The sequence below is a fragment of the Streptomyces sp. NPDC048361 genome (genome assembly GCF_040651795.1).
Lineage (GTDB): Bacteria > Actinomycetota > Actinomycetes > Streptomycetales > Streptomycetaceae > Streptomyces.
The window spans coordinates 44,163-66,112 of record NZ_JBEZKW010000024.1; the positions used below are offsets into that span (position 1 = coordinate 44,163).

Annotated in this window: 18 protein-coding genes; 11 read left to right on the plus strand and 7 right to left on the minus strand. The window is 71.4% G+C overall.

The genetic code is table 11. The features are described 5' to 3' along the window. The first annotated feature begins 189 nt into the window (after positions 1-189). Complete coding sequence (locus AB0D31_RS16255) at positions 190-978, plus strand: hypothetical protein (protein ID WP_362722738.1); 789 nt, start codon at positions 190-192, stop codon at positions 976-978. A 415-nt stretch (positions 979-1,393) separates the two neighbouring features. On the opposite strand, the gene AB0D31_RS16260 is transcribed toward AB0D31_RS16255, so the two are convergent. Beyond that, positions 1,394-1,771 carry a chorismate mutase gene (locus AB0D31_RS16260; protein ID WP_362722740.1) on the minus strand — a complete coding sequence of 126 codons (378 nt, stop codon included), beginning with the start codon at positions 1,769-1,771 and terminating at the stop codon, positions 1,394-1,396. Positions 1,772-2,096: 325 nt separating this feature from the next. On the opposite strand from AB0D31_RS16260, the gene guaA reads away from it, so the two are divergent. Next, positions 2,097-3,686: a glutamine-hydrolyzing GMP synthase gene (gene guaA / locus AB0D31_RS16265; protein ID WP_362722743.1), complete on the plus strand. Its 1,590-nt coding sequence runs from the start codon at positions 2,097-2,099 to the stop codon at positions 3,684-3,686. A gap of 156 nt (positions 3,687-3,842) precedes the next feature. On the opposite strand, the gene AB0D31_RS16270 is transcribed toward guaA, so the two are convergent. Both AB0D31_RS16270 and AB0D31_RS16275 read right to left on the minus strand, forming a co-directional pair. Further along, complete coding sequence (locus AB0D31_RS16270) at positions 3,843-4,229, minus strand: hypothetical protein (RefSeq protein ID WP_362722746.1); 387 nt, start codon at positions 4,227-4,229, stop codon at positions 3,843-3,845. Positions 4,230-4,338: 109 nt separating this feature from the next. Next, the gene (locus AB0D31_RS16275) at positions 4,339-4,947 is read right to left on the minus strand and encodes a TerD family protein (protein ID WP_362722748.1); all 609 of its coding nucleotides are present in this window, start codon (positions 4,945-4,947) and stop codon (positions 4,339-4,341) included. Between the two features lie 334 nt (positions 4,948-5,281). Between AB0D31_RS16275 and AB0D31_RS16280 the strand changes: the two genes are divergently transcribed. Together AB0D31_RS16280 and AB0D31_RS16285 are read left to right on the plus strand one after the other, a co-directional pair. Continuing rightward, on the plus strand, positions 5,282-6,526 hold the full coding sequence (locus AB0D31_RS16280) for a hypothetical protein (protein ID WP_362722750.1): 1,245 nt from the start codon (positions 5,282-5,284) through the stop codon (positions 6,524-6,526). Between the two features lie 235 nt (positions 6,527-6,761). Further along, the gene (locus tag AB0D31_RS16285) at positions 6,762-7,277 is read left to right on the plus strand and encodes a TQO small subunit DoxD (protein ID WP_362722752.1); all 516 of its coding nucleotides are present in this window, start codon (positions 6,762-6,764) and stop codon (positions 7,275-7,277) included. Positions 7,278-7,433: 156 nt separating this feature from the next. On the opposite strand, the gene AB0D31_RS16290 is transcribed toward AB0D31_RS16285, so the two are convergent. Next, positions 7,434-8,723, minus strand: coding sequence for a PspC domain-containing protein (locus tag AB0D31_RS16290; RefSeq protein ID WP_362722754.1), 1,290 nt, complete (start codon positions 8,721-8,723; stop codon positions 7,434-7,436). Between the two features lie 352 nt (positions 8,724-9,075). Here AB0D31_RS16290 and AB0D31_RS16295 point away from each other — a divergent pair, with 352 nt between their 5' ends. From AB0D31_RS16295 to AB0D31_RS16310, 4 genes are all read left to right on the plus strand, one after another. Next, a complete protein-coding gene (locus tag AB0D31_RS16295) occupies positions 9,076-10,359 on the plus strand; it encodes a PspC domain-containing protein (protein WP_362722756.1) in 1,284 nt (427 codons plus the stop codon). Next, positions 10,356-11,036, plus strand: a complete 681-nt coding sequence (locus AB0D31_RS16300; RefSeq protein ID WP_362722758.1) for a response regulator transcription factor — start codon at positions 10,356-10,358, stop codon at positions 11,034-11,036. The genes AB0D31_RS16295 and AB0D31_RS16300 overlap by 4 nt, the downstream gene beginning before the upstream one ends. Before the next feature lie 137 nt (positions 11,037-11,173). Further along, on the plus strand, positions 11,174-12,388 hold the full coding sequence (locus AB0D31_RS16305) for an alpha/beta hydrolase-fold protein (RefSeq protein ID WP_362722866.1): 1,215 nt from the start codon (positions 11,174-11,176) through the stop codon (positions 12,386-12,388). Positions 12,389-12,539: 151 nt separating this feature from the next. Beyond that, positions 12,540-13,676 (plus strand): alpha/beta hydrolase-fold protein, encoded by a 1,137-nt coding sequence (locus AB0D31_RS16310; RefSeq protein ID WP_362722761.1) that lies wholly within the window; start codon positions 12,540-12,542, stop codon positions 13,674-13,676. Between the two features lie 116 nt (positions 13,677-13,792). On the opposite strand, the gene AB0D31_RS16315 is transcribed toward AB0D31_RS16310, so the two are convergent. Continuing rightward, positions 13,793-14,848 (minus strand): C40 family peptidase, encoded by a 1,056-nt coding sequence (locus AB0D31_RS16315; RefSeq protein WP_362722763.1) that lies wholly within the window; start codon positions 14,846-14,848, stop codon positions 13,793-13,795. A gap of 363 nt (positions 14,849-15,211) precedes the next feature. Here AB0D31_RS16315 and AB0D31_RS16320 point away from each other — a divergent pair, with 363 nt between their 5' ends. Then, positions 15,212-15,565 carry a hypothetical protein gene (locus AB0D31_RS16320; protein WP_362722766.1) on the plus strand — a complete coding sequence of 118 codons (354 nt, stop codon included), beginning with the start codon at positions 15,212-15,214 and terminating at the stop codon, positions 15,563-15,565. Positions 15,566-15,708: 143 nt separating this feature from the next. Beyond that, positions 15,709-18,180 (plus strand): DNA helicase PcrA, encoded by a 2,472-nt coding sequence (gene pcrA, locus AB0D31_RS16325; protein ID WP_362722769.1) that lies wholly within the window; start codon positions 15,709-15,711, stop codon positions 18,178-18,180. Between the two features lie 31 nt (positions 18,181-18,211). Here the strand turns inward: pcrA and AB0D31_RS16330 are convergent, their stop codons facing one another. Both AB0D31_RS16330 and AB0D31_RS16335 read right to left on the minus strand, forming a co-directional pair. Next, on the minus strand, positions 18,212-20,026 hold the full coding sequence (locus tag AB0D31_RS16330) for a M23 family metallopeptidase (protein ID WP_362722772.1): 1,815 nt from the start codon (positions 20,024-20,026) through the stop codon (positions 18,212-18,214). Positions 20,027-20,317: 291 nt separating this feature from the next. Beyond that, positions 20,318-21,154: an alpha/beta fold hydrolase gene (locus AB0D31_RS16335; protein WP_362722775.1), complete on the minus strand. Its 837-nt coding sequence runs from the start codon at positions 21,152-21,154 to the stop codon at positions 20,318-20,320. Between the two features lie 382 nt (positions 21,155-21,536). Here AB0D31_RS16335 and AB0D31_RS16340 point away from each other — a divergent pair, with 382 nt between their 5' ends. Continuing rightward, entirely contained in the window at positions 21,537-21,950 is a 414-nt protein-coding gene (locus AB0D31_RS16340; RefSeq protein ID WP_362722778.1) for a cobalamin B12-binding domain-containing protein, read from the plus strand.

The window sequence follows — 21,950 nt, forward strand, 5'->3', positions numbered from 1 at the left end:
GAACGCAAAACGGGCGAGGCTGTTGGTTCCGTCTGCATGACCTGTGACAGACGTGAATGGTTGTCCACCTTCACGAAATCCTTATGTGATCCACGCCACTTCCCTGTCGGGGCAACCATCGCCCGGCGCCGCATGTCGAACGGCTGCCGCGGCCGCCCGTGCCGCCCAGGACATGTCAAGAGGGACACAGTGAGTGAGGAGCAGCCGGCCTCGGGAGGGGCGTCGGGTGACGACGCGGTGCCGGACGAGGTCTGGGAGCGGTTCATCCGGGACAGCGAGCTGGACATCAAGACGTCCGCCGCACCCAAGGAGCCCTCGGCGCGCGCCCGGATGGTGACCGACCGGCTGCGCAAGGAGCGGGAGGCGGCGGCCCTGGCCGATACACGGGACCTGCTGATCGACGCCGACCTGAACCCGTCGACCCTGCGCGGCGGCCGCCCCGAGCGGGCGCTCGCTCTGATCGACCCGGGGGAGACGGACGTCCTCGCCCGTCTCACCACCGCGCTGGCCAAGCCGGACAAGGCCCACAACCCGCTGAGCCTCTTCAGCCGGTTCGACCCCAAGGAGGTCGCGCTCGTGGGGAACGTGGTCAAGACCCGTGGCCGCATGACGTTCAGCGCCACGTCCGACGGCGGCGGCGTCCTCGTCCACAGCGACTACAGCTTCGTCTACCCGCTGGTGAAGGCGGCGCCCGGCTCGACGACGGTGGCCCGCACGATCGTGCGCCGGGTCCTGGACGTCGAGGTCACCAGCTCGGCCACGCAGACCTCCGCCGAAGGCAAACTCTGGATCACCCGCTACGAGGAAGACATCGCCAACTCGGCCTGCGGCGTCTATGACGGTTACACGCATCCGCACTTCTCCGACGAACCGGTCCAGGGCGCCGCGCCGAGCGGCTCCGCCGTCGACCCGTACGACCGCAGCAAGACGCTGGACGCGGAACGCCATCAAGGGCGCGGACTCCTCAGCCGCAGCTGAGCGCCACCGGCTCGACCGGCTCGACCGGCTCGACCGAAACGCGACCTGGGGTGCCGAAACGCGGCCGGGGGTGAGACGCGGCGGGTCCGCCGAGAGGGGTGATGCGGCCGGGTTCGCCGAGAGGTGAGGTGAAGCGGGTGATGGGGCCGCGACCGGGACGATCGTTCGACCGGATGCGGTCGGTCCCGGGCGTCCCCGGAACCGACCGCTCTTGGGTGTGACCGGGCTGCTGTCCCCTGCCGTCCGGTCACGCACACTGGGGCGAGGTCCCACGACGTACTTGCAGATACGTCACACGCCCCAGCGGAGCCACGCGTGGTTTTCTTCGGGCCCGCCCCTGGCTGGCACGGACACCCCACCAACGAAGCCGGGCCGGGGACGGTCACGGCGCCGTACGGGTGAGGAGCGCCCGAACTCAGATACGGCCCCGGCACAGCTCCAGCATCGTCATCGCGAGGGCGGTGCCGGGCTTGCCCAGGGCGTCGCGGAAGTGGGCCAGGACCTCCATCTCGCGGTTGAGATTGACCCGGCGCCCGCCCGAGGCGATGCGGGACTCCTGGATGACGGCCGAGACGGCCGCGCGTTCCTGGATCAGGCCGATGATGCGGTCGTCGAGCGCGTCGATGCGCTCGCGTGCGCCGGCGATCACCGCGGCGGCCTCGTCGGTGCGGGCGCCGGTCTTCTCAGCGGCGTCCTTCGCGGCGGCGTCCTTCGCGGCGGCGTCCTTCGCGGGGGCGACCTTCCCGGGGGTGGTCGGGCTCATGACGGTCGGGCTGGTGGTGGTCGTGCTCATGGGGTCTGCTCCTCGGGTGGTGGGTGCGGCGCCCCGGATCGGCAAGGACCGGAAACCACAGAGCGCCCCGGGCCTTGTCGGCCCGGGGCGCTCTGGGAAGTGTGCGTCAGTCGCTCACGCGGCGAAACCCACGAACCCATGGCGCCCGGCGGGCCGGGTGCCATAGGTAAAGACGAAGGTCTGGTGCTCGCGCATGGCCACAGTATGGACCGGCGCCCCGAGGGCGGGCCAATCCGGGTTCGGATGGTGAGACGAACCGGCCACCGCCGGCCCCGGTAGAATCGACAAATACCGACCCCCTCCCACCGCCGGAAGGCCGCCACCCGTGCCAGCAGCACCCTCCGCAGCCGCGCCCGACAACAACCCGGACGTCGTCCTGGTCGTCGACTTCGGCGCGCAGTACGCCCAGCTCATCGCCCGCCGCGTCCGCGAGGCCCGGGTCTACAGCGAGATCGTCCCGAGCAGCATGCCCGTGGCCGAGATGCTGGCCAGGAACCCGAAGGCGATCATCCTCTCCGGCGGCCCGTCCTCCGTGTACGCGGAGGGCGCCCCGCGCCTGGACCGCGCGATCTTCGAGGCCGGAGTGCCGGTCTTCGGCATGTGCTACGGCTTCCAGCTGATGGCGACCACGCTCGGCGGCACGGTCGACGACAACGGCGCCCGCGAGTACGGCCGCACTCCGCTGGCCGTCTCCAAGCAGGGCTCCACGCTCTTCGAGGGCACCCCCGCCGAGCAGTCGGTGTGGATGTCGCACGGCGACGCCTGCTCCGCCGCCCCCGAGGGCTTCACGGTGACGGCCTCCACCGACGTCGTCCCGGTCGCCGCCTTCGAGAACGACGAGAAGAAGCTGTACGGCGTCCAGTACCACCCCGAGGTGATGCACTCCACGCACGGCCAGCAGATCCTGGAGCACTTCCTCTACCGCGGCGCCGGCATCGAGCCGACGTGGACGACGCACAACGTCGTCGAGGAGCAGGTCGCCCTCATCCGCGAGCAGGTCGGCACCAAGCGCGCGATCTGCGGCCTGTCCGGTGGCGTGGACTCCGCGGTCGCCGCGGCCCTCGTACAGAAGGCCATCGGCTCCCAGTTGACCTGCGTGTACGTCGACCACGGTCTGATGCGCAAGGGCGAGACCGAGCAGGTCGAGAAGGACTTCGTGGCCGCGACCGGCGCCAACCTGAAGGTCGTCGACGCGCAGGAGCGGTTCCTGAACGCGCTGGCCGGGGTCAGCGACCCCGAGGAGAAGCGCAAGATCATCGGCCGTGAGTTCATCCGGGTCTTCGAGCAGGCGCAGCTGGAGATCCTCCAGGAGGACGGCCCCGAGGTCGCCTTCCTCGTCCAGGGCACGCTCTACCCGGACGTCGTCGAGTCCGGCGGCGGCACCGGCACCGCGAACATCAAGTCGCACCACAACGTGGGCGGCCTGCCCGACGACATCGAGTTCGAGCTCGTCGAGCCGCTGCGCAAGCTGTTCAAGGACGAGGTCCGCATGGTGGGCCAGGAGCTCGGCCTGCCGGAGGAGATCGTCCAGCGCCAGCCGTTCCCCGGCCCCGGCCTCGGCATCCGCATCGTCGGCGAGGTCACCAAGGACCGCCTCGACCTGCTGCGCCAGGCCGACGCGATCGCCCGCGAGGAGCTGACCGCGGCCGGGCTCGACCGCGAGATCTGGCAGTGCCCGGTCGTGCTGCTCGCCGATGTGCGCTCGGTGGGCGTCCAGGGCGACGGCCGCACCTACGGCCACCCGATCGTGCTGCGCCCGGTCTCCTCCGAGGACGCCATGACGGCGGACTGGACGCGGATGCCGTACGACGTGCTCGCGAAGATCTCCACCCGCATCACCAACGAGGTCGCCGACGTCAACCGCGTCGTCCTCGATGTGACGAGCAAGCCGCCGGGCACCATCGAGTGGGAGTGACCCGGACCGGGATCAGCTCCACCGCATGAGCGACGGCGTCGCCCCCTCACCGGGGCGGCGCCGTCGTCGCGTCGGGGTCGCGGGCCGGGGCCCGGCTCGGGGTGGCGGGCCGGGTTCAGGGGCCGGGGTCGCGGAGCCTTTCCGGCACGGAGTCTCTCAGTGCGCCTTGAGGTGTTCCCGCGCCGCCGCGATGAACTCCGTACGGAGCCTGGTGAACTCCTCCCAGACGCCCGGCGGTTCCGCGTCGGCCTCGTGCATGGCACGGATCGCCGCCACCAGCGCCGCGGCCTCCGCGGCCGCGCCCACGGCCTCCAGGTCGATCATGTTGAAGGCGGCCTGCGTCGTCGAGAAGGCGGCGTCCGTCGCGGCGAGCGCCTGCTGCTCGTCCTCGTACTCGCCGCGCCAGCGGTGCCACGACACCCGGGCCTCCAGGTCCGTCGCGGTCAAGAACGCGGCGTACGTCTCCCGGTGCGCCAGATAGACCGCCGTCCAGTCCTGTGCCACGTCGGTGACCTCCCCCTCGCACAGCCCACTACCTGACATCCAGTCAGATCACGATCGCACGAGCCGGGCGGGACGAGAAGATCCGTGCACCGGCCGCTCGCGAAAGAGGCGGTAACGGCCGGGCGCCGACAGGCCGTCGCGCGGTGGCCTACTTGTTGGCCGCGAACCGCAGGAGGCTCTCCTGGTCGCCCTGCTTGACCGTGCCGCGCGTGTTGATGACCTCCAGCTTCCAGGCCGCGCCCACGCGGTAGGCCTTCGCGACGGCGATGGCGTTGCCGTTGCCCAGGAGCGAGGGCCATATGTCGGCGACCTGCTGGGTGGTGCCGCCGGTGCTGTCGTAGACCTTGAAGGACACGTTGGCGGCCTTCTTGAAGTCGCTGCCCTTCTTATAGGCGGCGCAGACGAACACGATGCTGGTGACCTGCGGCGGCACCCGGTCGAAGGTGACCTCGATCAGTTCGTCGTCGCCGTCCCCGCGCCCGGTCTGGTTGTCGCCGGTGGACGTCACGGCGCCGTTCTGCAGGGGGTCGGTCACGTCCAGGCCGGCGTAGCGGACCGGGTCCTTGCCGTTCAGGAGGATGGCGAACACGTCCAGGTCGGTGCCGCGCGCCTTGCGCAGGGCGCCGAGGAGGGCGCCACTCCCCCCGGACGTGGTGTCCCAGGACGCACCGATGCCCATCTTCGTCACACCGTCGAGGTCGGCTGCGCCGTGATCCTTGGTCAGGGTGAGGACGCTGGGTGAGGGCGGAGTGGTCATGATGTAAAACCTTTCCAGTGTCGGATTTGTCAAGTCACGTGACGTGATGTGCGCTATTCAACCATCCGGATGGGCTAAAAAGGCAGGGTCGGTGGCGCCCCGTCATAAAGCGCCAGCAGCCCCTCCCTTCCCACACGCCTCACATGAGGGAAGCGGTTCCGAGGGGCGCCGAGCCGCCCGTCGTATGGCCGGCGGACCCGAACTCGTGTCGTAGTACGTCAATTCGATGGTGCGTCAATCACCCTCAGGGCCGGGCCACACCGGCCCCGGGGCGTGATTCGTGCGCGACAATTCCCTCCTCGGTTCAAGGGGTTTGACGGAAGGCGGAGTCCCGGTGGCGGTCCAGGAGGCTCGGCAATGCGGCGGTGACTGCGCGCACGGCGCGCGGGACGGACACCGGCGCGCGGTGGCGGAGTTCCTCGCCAAGCGGGACGGACTCGCCGCGGGCCAGGGGCTGCCCGCCGCCCTCGCCCACTCCGCGGGCGCCTCACGGCAGTGGGTCTCGGACGAGCTCACCCAGTCCGCGCGAGCCGTCGCCGAACGCAGCCGGGAAGCCGGCCGGAGCTGGCCGGACCGCGTATGGCAGGGCACGCTCGCCACCGTCTGGGGCGGGGTGGTCGCCCTCGCCCTCGCCGAGGCGTCCACCGCCGTAGGAGCGGGCTGGACGGTGGCCCGCACCGCCGGGCTCCTGGCTGCGCTCGCCGTCGCCGCCCTCCTGACGGCCACCGCGCATCTGCACCGCTCGGGCGGCGGGCTGCTCGCCCCCGTGCTCGGCGAGGACAACCGCCTCTCGACCTCGCGCGCGGTCGCCGCGTCCTGGGTCCTCTTCGCGCTCTTCACCACACTGGTCCTCGCCCTGCGCCTGGCCGCCGCATCGGATGCCGCCGAGCGCGAGAAAGTCCTGCACGGCCTCGAACTCGCCCGCTGCGGCGGCCTGTTGACCGTCGTCTTCCTCACCTCCTCGATCGCGGTCCTGGTCCGCAGGGTCGTGACCGTACGTCTCCACGGGCAACGCCTCCAGAAGGTGCGCGCCGACCGCCCGCGCGGCGCCGACCTCCTGGCCGACGACGCCGGCCGGGGGAGCCTCGCCGATGTCCAGTACGTGGCGGTGAGCCTGGTGGCCCTCCTCTTCGCGGCCGTACGCCTGGCACGCCGACCCGAACAACTCCCGGACCTGCCCTGGGGGTTGGCGGGGCTGGTCGTGGTGTCGGCGGCGACCTACCTGTCCGCGAAGTACGCGGAGGGCGGCCGCCCGGTGGTGCTGTCCGTGGTGCGGGCCCGGGAGGCGGGCGATCTGGACGCGCCCATCAGGACCGGCGACGACATCGAGATCCGCGGCGTGGGCTTCGTGCCGCCGGGCGCCGGCACCCCGGACCGGCTCGCGCGGATGGTGGTGCGCATCGGCGCCGTCCATGTCCACGTCCCGCTGATCCCCGTCCCCGGCGGCTTCGCCAACCCGACGGACACGGTGCTGACCGTGCCGGTACCGGTGGACGTCGAGGCGGGACGGGTGGAGGTGCGGGTGGTGACGGCCGCGGGAGTGGAGACGAACGGGGTACTGGTGGAGATCGCCGAGTAGCCTCTGCCGCCCGGCCCGTGGCGCGGTGGAGATCGGGTGCCGGTGGAGATCGTGGCCAGCCTCCGCCGCCCGGCCCCGGCTCGGTGCGGTGGAGATCGCGGAATAGGCCCCGCCGCCCGGCCCCCCTCCGGCTCGGCCCGCGACGCGGAGCGGCGACCTGTGGGGGATTGAGACACGCGTTCCCCCCGTCCGTATCGTCTGGTGACAGGTGAATCGGATGGAGGCGGAATCAGCCATGTCTCATGGATATGCGACCAGGGAGCGGGCCGGAGCAGACCGGACGCGGGGGTGGCGGGCCACGGCCCGGACCTACGCACTGGTGCCGCTGCGCGTCTTCCTCGGCGTGACGTTCGTCTACGCCGGCCTCGACAAGCTCACCGACAGCGCGTTCCTGCACGCGAGCGGGACCGGCTCCATCGGCGAACTCATGCACGGGGTGCGGGACAGCTCGGCGATCCCCGCCCTCGTGGACCTCGCCCTCAAGAGCCCGGTCGGCTTCGGGTACGCCATCGCCCTCGGCGAACTGGCCGTCGGCATCGGCACGCTGCTCGGCCTGTTCGGCCGGCTCGCCGCGCTGGGCGGGGCCCTCATCTCGCTCTCCCTGTGGCTCACGGTGAGCTGGCAGACGACCCCGTACTACTACGGCAACGACCTCGCCTACCTGATGGCCTGGCTGCCGCTGGTGCTGGCCGGGACACCCTTGCTCTCCGCCGACGCCTTCCTCGCAAGGCGGCGCCGCCGCAACCCGTAGTCCACCCAGCTCACCAGGGACGCGATCCCGAGGCCGCCGCAGATCAGCGGGATCGCGACCGGCGACGGGGTGTTCCAGCGGCCCGCCGCGTCCCCCGCGAACAGAACGGCGGTGACGATCAGGGCGAGCCCGGCGACAACCCGGCCGGGGCGGAACTCATGACGCAGCACGGTCCACCTCCGCCTGGCCGACGGCGACCGCGAGATGCAGCTCCAGCGTGCCGGCCGGCGCGGCGCCCGCCGGCGGCGCCAGGGTGGCCGTGCGCTTGTCGTCCGTCGAGACCCGTAGGTCGTCCGGTTTCTCACCGGGCAGCCGGATGTCAGCGAGACCGACGTCGAAACTCACTTTCACGGTCACGTCCTTCGGTACGACGACCCTGGCGCGGCCCGCGCCGACCTGCGCGCCGGTCGTCAGGGTCTGGCCCGCGGGCACGGCGATCCTGCTCAGGTCGAGGGTGGCGACACCGGTGCCCAGACGGTACTCGGGCCGCACCTCGCCGACCGTGACCGGCGCCCAGCCCGTGCGCACCCAGTGCGCGTCGATGGTCTTGGGGAGCGCGGCGGAACCTGCGAGCAAGGCCGCCGTGAGCACCGCCAGGAACAGGGTGCCGAAGCCCGTACGGCCGGCGAACGAGCTGACGAGCAGGCCGAGCCCGAACACGGCGAGCGCGGCCGCGAACCCGGTCTGCAACCCCGTGCCGAGCGGCTGGTGACCCCACTGGTCGCCGAGGCCCGCCCCGAAGGCGAGCAGCGCCGCCAGGAAGACGAGGCCACCGATGGAGCGCGGCCCCCGGTCGGCGCGCGCCGCCGCCTTCGCGGCCCTGCCGGTCTTGGCGGCCGGGAGATCGAACGCGTCCGCGGGGCCCCACAAATAGCCCGTGGCGACCGGGCCCGTGGTGCCGTCCTTGATGATCGGGTCCCGCCACCAGGACGGCGGGGACGGCGCGGGCGGCGCCTTCGTCTCGGGCGGCGCGTCCGCCACGGCCTGGGCGGCGACCGGGTCGAGCGGGGTGTCCGCCGGCGTCGCGGCGCGGCGCTGCGACCAGACGCCGGAGCCCGCGGTGAGCAGCACGAGCAGCACGGCGAACGTCATCACCGGGCCGTTCTTCAGCATCGTCAGGAAGATCCCGCAGCCGGCCAGGGCCATCAGGACGGCGATGAGCGCCGCACCCTCGACGCGGCCGGTGAGCAGCCGCCGGGCCTCGTTCTCGTCCTCGCCGTCGAGCGGCAGGATCAGCCAGGCGAAGCCGTACAGGACCAGGCCGAGGCCGCCGGTCGCCGCGAGCACGCCGAGTGCGATGCGGAAGATCACCGGGTCGAGGTCGCAGTACCGGCCGAGGCCGCCGCAGACCCCGCCGATGACCTTGTTGCGGCTGCTACGGCGCAGCAGCGCAGGCTCGGCAGCCGGGTCGGGCGGCGCGAGGGGCGTCTCGGTCGGCGTGCTCATACGGAGACCTCGGTCGGCGTGTTCATGCGGTCACCTGGGCGGGCGTGGTCATACGGACACCTTGGTCGGCGTGCTCATACGGTCACGTGGGTCGGCGTGCTCATACGTACATGGTGACGGGCCCATGCGGCACACGGCACCCGCCCCGACCCTGGCCTCACCCTGATTTCGTCCCCGAGGCTTCCCCTTGCGACCCCCGAGGCTCCGTTCGCGACCCGCGAGGCTCTCCCGTGGACCCCACGACTCCCCCGTGAAGGGGAGGTGGCCTCCCCCGCGTGCGGGGGCTTGCCTCAGGGAAGCCTGGGGGCCAACCCTGATGTTCCGGGGGCCGCGGCCGTGTGACGATCGGGGCATGCCAGTCGCCACCCCCCGCCTGTCGTCGCCGCCCGAGGCCGACGAAGCGCCGGTCCGCAAGCTGTACCGCTCCGCCGAGGGGCGGATGCTCGGCGGCGTCGCGCGCGGGCTCGCCGGACACCTGGGCCTTCCGGTGGTGTGGGTGCGGATCGTCTTCCTCGGGCTGCTGGCGGTCAACGGCCTGGGGGCGCTGCTGTACGCGGCGTTCTGGTTCGTGGTCCCGCTGGGCCTCGGCGGCACCACGACCGGCCAGCGCTCCGCGTTCGAGCTGAGCGCGGACGGGCGGCGCAGGCTGCGCAAGCCCGACAAGGGGCAGATCGTCGCGCTGATCGCGCTGGTCCTCGGCGCCGCGATCTTCGCCTCCAAGGTGGATGTGGGCGGCTGGGCCAACCCGTACGTCTTCCCCACTCTCCTCATCGGCGTCGGCGTCGTCCTGGTGTGGCGCCAGGCCGACAACACGCGCCGGGCCCGCTGGACCGAGGGCGCCCGCCGCAGCCGATGGCTCCCGGTGGCCCGGGGTCTGGCCGGGGTCGCCCTGGTCGGCACCGGACTGACCGGCTTCGTCGTGGTCAACGGCTCGGCCGCACAGCTCGGCAACGTCCTGACCGCGGCGATAGCCGTCCTCGCCGGCATCGCCCTGCTCGCCGGGCCCTACCTGGTGCGCATGACGCAGGACCTGTCCGAGGAGCGCCTGATGCGCATCCGCGCCCAGGAGCGCGCCGAAGTCGCCGCCCACGTCCACGACTCGGTGCTGCACACCCTGACCCTGATCCAGCGCAACGCGGAGAACACCGGCGAGGTCCGGCGCCTGGCCCGGGCCCAGGAGCGGGAGTTGCGCGCCTGGCTCTACAAACCGGGGGGCACCGGAAAGGACAAGGAAGAGGAGCCGCAGACGCTCGCCGAGGCCGTGAAGAAAGCGGCGGCCGAAGTCGAGGACAAGCACGGTGTCCCCATTGAGGTGGTCGTCGTCGGCGACTGCCCGCTGGACGACGGCCTGTCCGCACAAATGCAGGCCGCACGCGAGGCAATGGTCAACGCGGCCAAGTACGGTGGCGAGGGCGGCGCCGTCCAGGTGTACGCGGAGGTCGAGGGCCGCACGGTCTTCGTCTCGGTACGCGACCGGGGACCCGGATTCGACCTGGACGCGGTGCCCGGCGACCGGATGGGCGTACGGGAATCAATCATCGGCCGGATGCAGCGCAACGGCGGTACGGCCAGGCTGCGTTCGGTGCCCGGCGGGGGCACGGAGGTCGAGTTGGAGATGGAGAGGGCACAGGGATGACCGAGGAAACGACAGGCCGCCACGTCAGGGTGGTCCTCGTCGACGACCACCGGATGTTCCGCACCGGAGTCCAGGCGGAGATCGGCCAGACCGCGACCACGGGCGTCGAGGTGGTCGGCGAGGCCGCCGACGTCGACCAGGCGGTCACGGTCATCACCGCGACCCGCCCCGAGGTGGTGCTGCTCGACGTCCACCTGCCCGGCGGCGGCGGCGTCGAGGTGCTGCGCCGCTCGGCGACGATGATGGCCGACGCCGAGAACCCGGTGCGCTTCCTCGCGCTGTCCGTCTCGGACGCGGCGGAGGACGTGATCGGGGTGATCCGCGGCGGCGCCCGCGGCTACGTCACCAAGACCATCACCGGCGCCGACCTCATCGACTCGATCTTCCGGGTGCAGGACGGCGACGCGGTGTTCTCGCCGCGCCTCGCGGGCTTCGTCCTGGACGCGTTCGCCTCCACGGACGCGCCGCCGGCCGACGAGGACATGGACCGCCTCACCCAGCGCGAGCGCGAGGTGCTGCGCCTGATCGCCCGGGGCTACGCCTACAAGGAGATCGCCAAGCAGCTCTTCATCTCCGTCAAGACGGTCGAGTCGCACGTCTCGGCGGTGCTGCGCAAGCTCCAGCTCTCCAACCGCCACGAGCTGACCCGATGGGCGACGGCACGCAGGCTGGTCTGAGGTCCGCACGCCGGGCCGTGGGTCCGTCCGAGCCGCGACGGAGGAACCGTACGGCTTACCCGCGCACGGTTTCACCCGTGTAAAACCATGGCAAAACCGGCAACGCGGGCGCGCTCATGTCACTCTTGCCGGACGTGATGAGCCTGACCGGGACGCCCTTCTTCGCCACCACGATCGTGGTGGCCGCGCTCGCCGTGCTGCTGCCGCTGCTCCTGTGGCACCGGGTCGGCGGGCCCGTCGTGGTGCGCGGCGCCCTGCGGCTCGGCATGGTGGTCGCCGCGCAGGCGACAGCGGTCCTCGTGGTGTTCGTCGCCGTCAACAACGCCAACGGTCTCTACGACACCTGGGGCGACCTGCTCGGCACCGACAGCCATGTCGCGGCCGCCCCCAACCTCGGCGCCGACGGCACCGGCGGCCGCCGCATCGGCGAGGAACCGCGGATCAAGCAGACCTTCACCCCGGCCGGCGACCCCGAGATGGGCGCCGGCGTCCGGGTCACCCAGCTGACCGGCCGGGTCTCCGGGGCGGAGGGCGAGGTCTATGTGTGGCTGCCACCGCAGTACGGCGAACCGGCGTACCAGAACAAGGACTTCCCCGTGGTCGAGCTGCTGCCCGGCCATCCCGGCTCGGCCCGGGACTGGTTCACCAACCTCGACGTCGCCGAGCAGCTCCGGCCGCTGATGGCGGCCGGCGAGGTCAAGCCGTTCATTCTGGTCGCGCCGCGCACCGCGCTGCTCGCCGGGGGCCAGGACACCGGCTGTGCCAACGTGCCGGGCGTCGTCAACGCCGACACCTGGCTGAGCGTCGACGTCCGCAAGATGGTCACCGACACCTTCCGTGCCGTCCCCGGCCCCGACGGATGGGCCGTCGCCGGGATATCGGCCGGCGCGCACTGCGCGGCCAAGCTCGCCGTCGAACACCCCGACCGCTACCGCGCCGGGATCGCGCTGTCCGGCTACAACGACCCCGCCGCCGAGCCCGACTCGATCACCGCCGGCGATCCCGTACTGCGGCGCGAGACCGACCCGCTGTGGATACTCACCCACGCCAAGCACCCGCCCCGCACCTCGCTCTACCTCACCGGCCAGCCGGGCGACGGCTACGAGGACGGGCTCGCGCTGCGCGCCGCCGCCAAGACGCCCACCCGGGTGTGGGTGCACCGAACCGGCGGCGGCCATCTCAACGTGGTGTGGAAGCCGCTTGTGCCCCAGGTGTTCCGCTGGCTGTCCGCCCAGGTGAGCGGCGTCCAGAACACCGCGCCCCGGAAGGCCACGCCCCCGAACACGGCCCCCCAGAACACCGCGCCCCAGAAGACGGCACCGCAGAAGACCGGGATTCGCAGCGCCGGGTAGCTCACGGGCGGCCCCGGCGCGCGCGGCGAAACGTACCCAAACCCACCACCGCACACGGGCTGAGAAGTAAAGGGCACGAGGCGTCACCTTTTGGCAAAACGCTGGCAAAGTGGGCAACTGGTGCTCCCGACCGTCCCTCTTCCGGGGCGTGATGAGCCTGACCGGAACCCCCTTCTTCGTGACCGCGATCGTCGCGGCCGCGGCCGCACTCCTGCTGCCCCTCCTCCTATGGACCAGGATCGGCGGTCCGGCGTTCGTCCGCTGGGTCTCGCGGCTCCTCATGCTCGGCTTCGCCCAGGTCACCGCGATCCTCGTGGTCTTCCTGCTCGTCAACAACGCCAACGGCCTCTACGACACCTGGGACGACCTGCTCGGCGGCGGTGACCACGTCAACGCCGCCCCCGACCTCGGCCCCGACGGCACCGGCGGCATGAACACGGCGACCGAGCCCAAGGTGAAACAGAAGTTCGAGCCGTACACCAGCAAGGTCGGCAAGGGCGTCGTGAAGACCCTGCTCAAGGGGCAGGTCTCCGGGGTCGAGGGCGAGGTGGCGGTGTGGCTGCCGCCGCAGTACGACGACCCCGCCTACCGGGGCAAGACCTTCCCCGTCGTCGAGCTGCTCCCCGGCTACCCGGGCTCGATAGGTGCCTGGTTCGGCACCCTGAAGTCGCAGGAACAGCTCACCCCGCTGATGGAGCGCGGCGAGGTCGCGCCCTTCATCCTCGTCTCACCGCGCACCACGCTCCTGAGCGGCAAGGACACCGGCTGCGCCAACGTGCCGGGCGTGGTCAACGCCGACACCTGGCTCAGCGTCGACGTCCGCAAGATGGTCACCGACAACTTCCGTGCCACCCCGGGCGCGGACGGCTGGGCCGTCGCCGGGTACTCGGCGGGCGCCCACTGCGCTACCAAGCTCGCCATCGAGCACCCCGACCGTTACCGGGCCGGCGTCACCCTGTCCGGCTACAACGACCCGGCCGCCGAGAAGGACTCGATCACCGCGAAGGACCCCAAACTGCGCACGGAGTCCAACCCGCTGTGGATCCTCAAGCACGCTGCGACACCGCCGCGCGTCTCGCTGTTCGCCTCCGGAGAGCAGAAGGACGGTTACAGCGACGGGCTCGCCCTGAAGAAGGCCGCCAAGGCGCCCACCGCGGTGACCGTGGTGAGGCTCAACGGCGGCGGCCACGCCAGCTCGGTATGGAAGGCCCAGGTCCCCGACGTCTTCCGCTGGCTGACCAAGGAGATGGGCGCGGGCGCCGAACCCGCCGCCGGACGCGGGGTCTGACGGGGGGCCGAACGGGCGTCAGCTGATGCCCGTCACCCACATCCGCACCCACATCCGCATCCGCATCCGCACCCGCACCCGCACCCGCATCCGCATCCGCATCCGCATCCGCACCCTCACGCGGGCCGCACCGCCCCGGCGAACGGCATCTCGTCGACCGGCGCGACGCGCACCGGAGCCCCCGGGTGCGGCGCGTGGATCATGTTGCCGCCGCCGATGTAGAGCCCGACGTGGCTGATGCCCGAGTAGAAGAACACCAGGTCACCCGGGGTGAGTTGGGAACGTGTTACCGGGGTTCCCGCGTTGATCTGTGTGTACGTGGTCCGCGGCAGCTGCACCCCGGCCGAACGCCAGGCGGCCTGGGTCAGGCCCGAGCAGTCGAAGGACGAGGGACCCGTCGCGCCCCAGACGTACGGCTTGCCGAGCGCACCGTAAGCGAAGGCGACGGCGGCCGCGGCACGTGAGGTGGGCGCGGCCGCGACGGGCCCGCGCGGGATGTCCGACGACCGGCTGGCCCGCGCGTCGGCGGGCGCCGCGTCGGCCTGCTCGTAGGCCGCACGCTCGGGTCGGCTGAGCTGGGCGAGCAGATCCTCGGCCGAGGTGATCTTCGACTGGATGTCGCTCTTCTGCTTCTGCAGCGTCGACTGGCGGCCGCGCAGCTCGGTGAGTTTGGTGTCGGCGGTGGAGTGCAGCCGGTCGAGCTCGGAGAGCTGCTTGCGCACCCCGGCGACGGCGATCGCGGTCCGGTCCCCGGCGTGCTGGGCGAGCGCGGCGTCGTCCAGGAACCGCGTCGGGTTGGACGACAGGAACAGCTGGAGCTCCGGAGCGACGGTTCCGCCGCGGTACTGCGCGGCCGCGAGGGAGCCGAGCGCGGTGCGCGCCGTGTTGAGCTGCTGGGTCTTGCGCGCGGCCTCGTCCCGCAGCGCGTTCAGCGAACGCTCGGCCGCGTCCGCCTCCTCCTTCGTCCCGTCGTACGCCTCCGTCGCGACCTCCGCGTCGTGGTACAGCTGGTCGACCTTGGCCTTTACCTGAGCCGGTGTGAGCTTCGGATCCGCGTGCCCGGCCCCCTCGAAGAGGGTCGCGGTGGCCGCCGACGCCAGGGCGAGCGTCGCGGCGGTGCGGGCGGCGGGACCGGTGAGCGGATGCTGCTTGGGCTTTCGGTGCGCAGCCACGAGGGCCTTCACGTCCTTCCGTACGGCAGTGCTTGCGCGCTGCGGCGCCCCGGGAGGGGAGCCGTTCCGACGACGGACCGCACAGGGGGAGCGGCCCGCCGCCGGACCTTTCGGCGGGGTGACCGACAGCCGTCCAGCGGTGCGACGGAGGTGGGGAGTCGGCCACCTGGGCAAGGACGCTAAACCTGGGCGACACGGCCCAGCGAGGTCATGACCGGAAGTGCCGCTTTCCGGCGTCGTGCCGACCGGATTCGACCGGAGCCGGGACGTTGGCCCCCGGACTGTGCGCCTGCTGTGACCGAAGTGCCGGTTGGGCCCCACCCGCCGCAAGGAGCCTGATAAGCGGGAATTAGGCTCCGGGCCATGGACGTACTCATCAATGTCGTCGTCGGCCTGCACATCATCGGCATCGCCGCGCTGCTCGGCGGATTCCTCACGCAGATGAAGGCGATGAGCGCGGGCACCGCCCGCTTCGTCCCCGGGATGCTGCACGGCGCCCTGACCATGTTGGTCACCGGCGTCGCCCTGGTCGGCCTCAGCCAGGCCAATGACGAGAGCGTGAACACCCTCAAGATCGGCGTGAAGCTCGCCGTCCTGATCGTCATCCTCGGCCTGGTCTATGTGAAGCGGGACGACGAGAAGATCGCCAAGCCCGTCTTCGGCGCGGTCGGCGCCCTCACCGTGGTGAACATCTTCATCGCGCTGCTCTGGCACTGAGACCGGGTTCCGGCACTTCCGGCCTTCCGGGCCGGATCACGGTCCCTGGGGGCCGCGTTCCCGCCCGGGTTCCCGAGGGCGGGGGCACCGTATTTCCAAGGCGGGGCCACGGTGTCAGAGGGGCGGCCTAGACTCGGGAGACGATGAGCAGCCTCTTTGACGACAGCTTCCTGGCGGACCTCCAGCCCTCGCAGGAGGAGCACCCGCCGCCGCCCGAGGAGTCGCACGCACCGGAAGCGGTGCCGGACGACCTGTTCGGGGGCCGGTTCGACGCGCCCGTGGACCGCGACGCGTACTACCGCGGCGGCGCCCCGCGCCCCGCGATCGACGGCGCGGCCCTCTTGGAGGGGCTCAACGAACAGCAGCGCGCCGCCGTGGTCCACGCGGGCTCCCCGCTGCTCATCGTCGCGGGCGCCGGCTCCGGCAAGACCCGGGTGCTCACCCACCGCATCGCCCACCTCCTGGCGACCCGCGGGGTGCACCCCGGCCAGATCCTCGCGATCACCTTCACCAACAAGGCCGCCGGCGAGATGAAGGAACGCGTCGAGCAGCTGGTGGGCCCGCGGGCCAACGCGATGTGGGTCATGACCTTCCACAGCGCGTGCGTGCGCATCCTGCGCCGCGAGTCGAAGAAGCTCGGCTTCACCTCATCGTTCTCGATCTACGACGCCGCCGACTCCAAGCGTCTGATGGCGCTGGTCTGCCGCGACCTCGACCTGGACCCCAAGAAGTTCCCGCCGAAGGCGTTCAGCGCCAAGGTCTCCAACCTCAAGAACGAGCTCATCGACGAGGAGACCTTCAGCGGCCAGGCCGCCGACGGTTTCGAGAAGACGCTCGCCCAGGCCTACACGCTGTACCAGGCGAGGCTGCGCGAGGCCAACGCGCTCGACTTCGACGACATCATCATGACCACGGTCCACCTGCTCCAGGCCTTCCCGGACGTGGCCGAGCACTACCGGCTGCGTTTCCGGCACGTTCTGGTCGACGAGTACCAGGACACCAACCACGCCCAGTACACCCTCGTACGGGAACTGGTGGGCCCCTCCGGCGAGGCGCAGGCACCGGGTGAGCTGTGCGTGGTGGGCGACGCCGACCAGTCGATCTACGCCTTCCGCGGCGCGACGATCCGCAACATCCTCCAGTTCGAGGAGGACTACCCGAACGCGACGACGATCCTCCTGGAGCAGAACTACCGCTCCACCCAGACGATCCTGTCCGCCGCCAACGCGGTGATCGAGCGCAACGAGGGCCGCCGCCCCAAGAACCTGTGGACCGACGCCGGGCCCGGTGCCCGGATCGCCGGGTACGTCGCCGACACCGAGCACGACGAGGCGCAGTTCGTCGCCGACGAGATCGACCGGCTCACCGACAAGGGCGACGCCAAGGCGGGCGACGTCGCGGTGTTCTACCGCACCAACGCGCAGTCCCGAGTCTTCGAAGAGATCTTCATCCGGGTCGGCCTGCCCTACAAGGTCGTCGGCGGCGTCCGCTTCTACGAGCGCAAGGAGGTCAGGGACGTCCTGGCCTATCTGCGCGTCCTGTCCAACGGCGAGGACACCGTCCCACTGCGCCGCATCCTCAACGTGCCCAAGCGCGGCATCGGCGACCGCGCCGAAGCCATGATCGACGCCCTGTCGCTGCGCGAGAAGATCACCTTCCCGCAGGCGCTGCGCCGCGTCGACGAGGCGTACGGCATGGCCGCTCGCTCGGCCAACGCCGTCAAGCGCTTCAACACGCTGATGGAGGAGCTCCGTACGATCGTCGAATCGGGCGCGGGCCCCGCCGTCGTCCTCGAAGCCGTCCTCGAACGGACCGGTTACCTGGCGGAGTTGCAGGCCTCGACCGACCCGCAGGACGAGACCCGCATCGAGAACCTCCAGGAACTGGCCGCCGTGGCCCTGGAGTTCGAGCAGGAGCGCAGCCAGGTCGAGGGCGGAGAAGGCGCGGTCACGGGCACCCTCGCCGAGTTCCTGGAACGGGTCGCCCTGGTCGCCGACTCCGACCAGATCCCCGACGAGGATGAGGACGGCTCGGGAGTCATCACCCTGATGACGCTCCACACCGCCAAGGGCCTCGAATTCCCCGTCGTGTTCCTCACCGGCATGGAGGACGGCGTCTTCCCGCACATGCGGGCGCTCGGCCAGGTCAAGGAGCTCGAAGAGGAGCGCCGCCTCGCCTACGTCGGCATCACGCGCGCCCGCGAGCGGCTGTATCTCACCCGTTCCTCGATGCGCAGCGCCTGGGGACAGCCCTCGTACAACCCGGCGTCGCGCTTCCTGGAAGAGATCCCGGTCGCGCATCTGGAGTGGAAGCGGACGGGGCCGATGGCCGCGCCCGCGGGCCCGGTGTCCGGCAAGTCGCTCGGCGGCGGCATCGGCAATTCGCTGTCGTCGTCGCGCTCCAAGTCGGGCCCCTCGGGCTTCGCGACGCGGCGCGGCAGCGACAAGCCGGTGATCGCGCTGTCGGTCGGCGACCGCGTCACCCACGACCAGTTCGGCCTGGGCACCGTGATGACGGTGACGGGCTCCGGCTCGGACGCGCAGGCCACGATCGACTTCGGCGACGAACGCCCGAAGAAGCTGCTGCTGCGGTACGCGCCGGTCGAGAAGTTGTAGGCGGGCAGGCGGGTTCCGCGTTACGTCGGGGCTACGTCGGGTCCAAGCCGTGGCTGCGCAGCCACGGCAGGGGGTCTATCGACGAGCCGCCGTGCGGTCGCACCTCGAAGTGGAGGTGCGGCCCGGTGGAGTTGCCGGAACTGCCCGAGTACGCGATGACCTCGCCTGCCTTCACCGGACCCGAGCGGATCTTGGTGCTGGACAGGTGGCAGTACCAGGTCTCCGTGCCGTCGGCGCCGGTCACTATGGCCATGTTGCCGTAGGCGCTGTTCCACTGGGTGCGGACGGTGCCGTCGATCGCCGACATCACGGGGGTCCCCATCGAGACCGGGAAGTCGATGCCGGTGTGCACCGACATCCAGTTGACGCCGGCCTGCCCGTAGTACGCGCTCAGCCCCTTCTGCGTCACCGGCAGGACGAACTTGGGGCGCGCGGCCTCCTTCGCGGCGGCCGCCTCCTCCTTTTTCTTCTTGTCCGCGTCCTGGCGGGCCTTGAGGTCGATACGTTCCTGCGTCCGGCTGGCCCGGTCGGCGAAGCTGTTCGCGTCGGCGCTCAGATTGGCGAGCTGGGTGTCGAGGTTCTTGTTGGCGGCGACCGGCTTGACCGACGCCGGGTCGGACGCGGCCATCACGGCGGCGCCCTCGTCCTTGCCGCCGCCGAGCCCGCCCACCGAAGCCACCGCGACACCGGCGACCCCCATCACACACACGGACGGCACCGCGACCGTGAGCAGCGCCGACCGCTTGGCGGGGGTACGCCGCCGACGGTTCCCGGCGCGCCGTGCCTCGGCCCGCGAACCCGGGATCGCCCCATGGGGCAGCTCCGCGCTCTCGTTGCCGGGCGCGTCACCGGCGGGGCCACCGAGGGCGTCGCCCAGCGTGCCGGGCTCCCGGTCCCGGTCCCGTCCCTCGGAACCGACCGCCTCCGCGAGCTCATCCTGTTCCACCTGGGGGAACTCGGCTGTCTCGTAGGCGAGTTGGGGCTCGGGGTGCGGTCTGGTCGGGGTCGGGGCCGCCTGCGGGGCCGGCGCCGCGTTCCACGCGGTTGCGTCGTAGGTCCCGGTGTCGGCGTGCGTGCCGGGCACCGCCCACTGACCGGTGGTGTCGTACGCGGACGCGAAGACGCCGGCGTCCCACTGGCCGGTGTCCTGCGCCTGACTCCAGGCGTTGGCGTCCCACTGGCCCGTCGTGTCGAAGCTGCCGGTGTCGAACTGCCCGGTGTCGAACACGCCGGTCTGGGTCGCGCCGGTGTGCGCGGTGCCGGTGTGCGCGGCGCCCGTGTGGGCGGCGCCGTCGTGCGAAGTGCCCGTGTGGAACGCGCCGGTGGGGAAGGTGCCGGTGTCGAAGGTGCTGGCGGGGAAAGTGCCGGTGTCGAACTGGGCGGTGTGGTGCGAGCCGGTGTGGTGCGAGCCGGAGTCGAGCTGGCCGGTGTGGTGCGTGCCGGTCGCGCCGTCCGGTTCGTACGCCGTCGCCTGGGCCGGAACGGTCCACTGGCCGGTGGTGTCGTACGGGGAGGTGAAGGCGCCGGTGTGGTGCGTGCCGGTGGGGTGCGTTCCCGTGTCGAAGGTGCCGGTGTGGAGCGCGCCGGTGTCGAACTGGCCTGTGTGGCCTGCCGCGTAGCCGCTCGGTGCGGTGGGACCGGCCGGAGCGCTCTGCCCGCCCCGCATGCCGCCCCGAGTACCGCCTCGCAGCCCGTCCTGCGGCGCGTCCTGCATCGCCCCGAAGAGCGGATCGACGTCGAAGCCGCCGGTGCTGTGCGCGTGGGGGCCGCTGCCGCCAGGGTCGTTGCTGCCGCTGGGGTAATCGTCGTGTCCGACGTACCCGGCGTGGGCGTGCTGGTCAGTCACCAACTTCTCTCTCGCCTCGGCAACAGAACCTGCGGCCGGGGTCCCCACTGGGGTGGGGGTCCCGGGGGCAGCAGTGGCGTGACTGTACCCGGCGGTACGCGACACCGACAATCTTCGGTGGGTTCCGAGATCGCGGGAAACGGGCAATCGGCCGCCTTTCGGCGGGCTATGGGAAGAGCCTTGGCCCTGCGTTCGAGATGCGTTCGACGTGTGTTCGGTGTGCGAGGGATGTCATCCGGCCATGAGGAAGTGGGAACGCCCCGACGAGCTCCGGTGCTGGTCGTGCCGGGCTCACGCGACCGAGAACGCGTCCTGGTCGGCCGATTCCGGCTCGCCCGCGGTGAGCGCCTGGCGCACCCCGGCCGCTACGGCGGGGTGAACCGGCATGGCCAGGTGGCCGATTCCGGTCACCCGGATGTTCTGGGCGAGCAGATCGGGGTGGTCGAGGCGGGCCGTACCGACCGGGACCATCAGCGTGTCGAGGTCGCTCCAGAAGCTCACGAAGCGGGTGCGGATGCCGGGCGCGGGGGCGCGCAGCTCTTTGATGAGCTCGGATCCGGGGCACATCTGCCGCACGATCGGGTGCGCGTACGCGAGGTGTGCCGAGCGGGTCCCGGAGTGCGGGGTGCCCAGGGTGACGAGCGTACGGACCCGTGCGTCACCGCCCAGCCGCTGCACGTAGTAGCGGGCTATCAGACCGCCCAGGCTGTGGCCCACTATGTCCACCTCGGCGTGGCCGGTGCGGGAGCAGATGTCCTCGACATGGCGGCCGAGCAGCTCGGCGGCGACCCTGATGTCGACGGTCAGCGGCGAGTAGTTGAGGGATTCCAGATGGCGCCATCCGTGCCGGGCCAACGAGCGGCGCAGCAGAACGAAGACGGAACGGTTGTCGATGAAGCCGTGCAGCAGGACCACGGGCGGGTGCGACCGGCCCGAGGTGGGCAGCTGCGGTGTGGCGGCGGGGTCGGTCACGGGGCGGCGCTCCGGTGTCAGGCCCGAGGGATAGAGGAGCAGGTGCCCGGCGAGCACCGCCAGGTCGAGCGCGGTGGCGCGGATCAGCGCCGCCGACAGCCAGGCCCGGCGCAGAAGTGGTGGCAGGGCGAGCGGTAAGAGCGACAAGACCGGCACGGCGGCGACCTCCCGAATGGCATACGGAAGGCCACTGGCGTCCCCCGTATGCGCTCATGGGGCTCCGCCGGTGAAGGGCCGCCGCCGGGACCGGCCCCGAAAAAGCGAGGGCCGGACCACCGTGCTGCGCGGCTGGCAGCACGGTGGTGCGGCGCCTTCGTAGCGGCTCCCCTTGCGCCGCGCCCGACCGGATGGGAGGGCGCTCCGGCTACTGCCGAGGGCCGACTCATGCGGGTACGGTGCAAAACGAACGTGTCCCACGTGTGATTTCCCCCTCCCTCCCCACCGCGAAACGGCGGGGTGCGGGATGCTGTGGATAACGTTCGTTCACTTCCCCGGCTCTTTGGCGCGGGGTGCGCAGGTGGGACATGTGGAGGCAGTGATGGGTGTAACTGGTCCGATCCGCGTGGTGGTGGCCAAGCCGGGGCTCGACGGTCACGACCGCGGGGCCAAGGTCATCGCGCGGGCGCTGCGTGACGCCGGCATGGAGGTCATCTACACCGGGCTGCACCAGACGCCCGAGCAGATCGTGGACACCGCGATCCAGGAGGACGCCGACGCGATCGGTCTCTCCATCCTCTCCGGGGCGCACAACACGCTGTTCGCGAAGGTCATCGAACTCCTGAAGGAGCGGGACGCGGAGGACATCAAGGTCTTCGGCGGCGGCATCATCCCCGAGGCGGACATCCCGCCGCTGAAGGAGCTCGGCGTGGCGGAGATCTTCACGCCCGGGGCGACCACGGGGGCGATCGTGACCTGGGTCAACGCGAACGTCCGCCAGCCCGCAGGAGCCTGA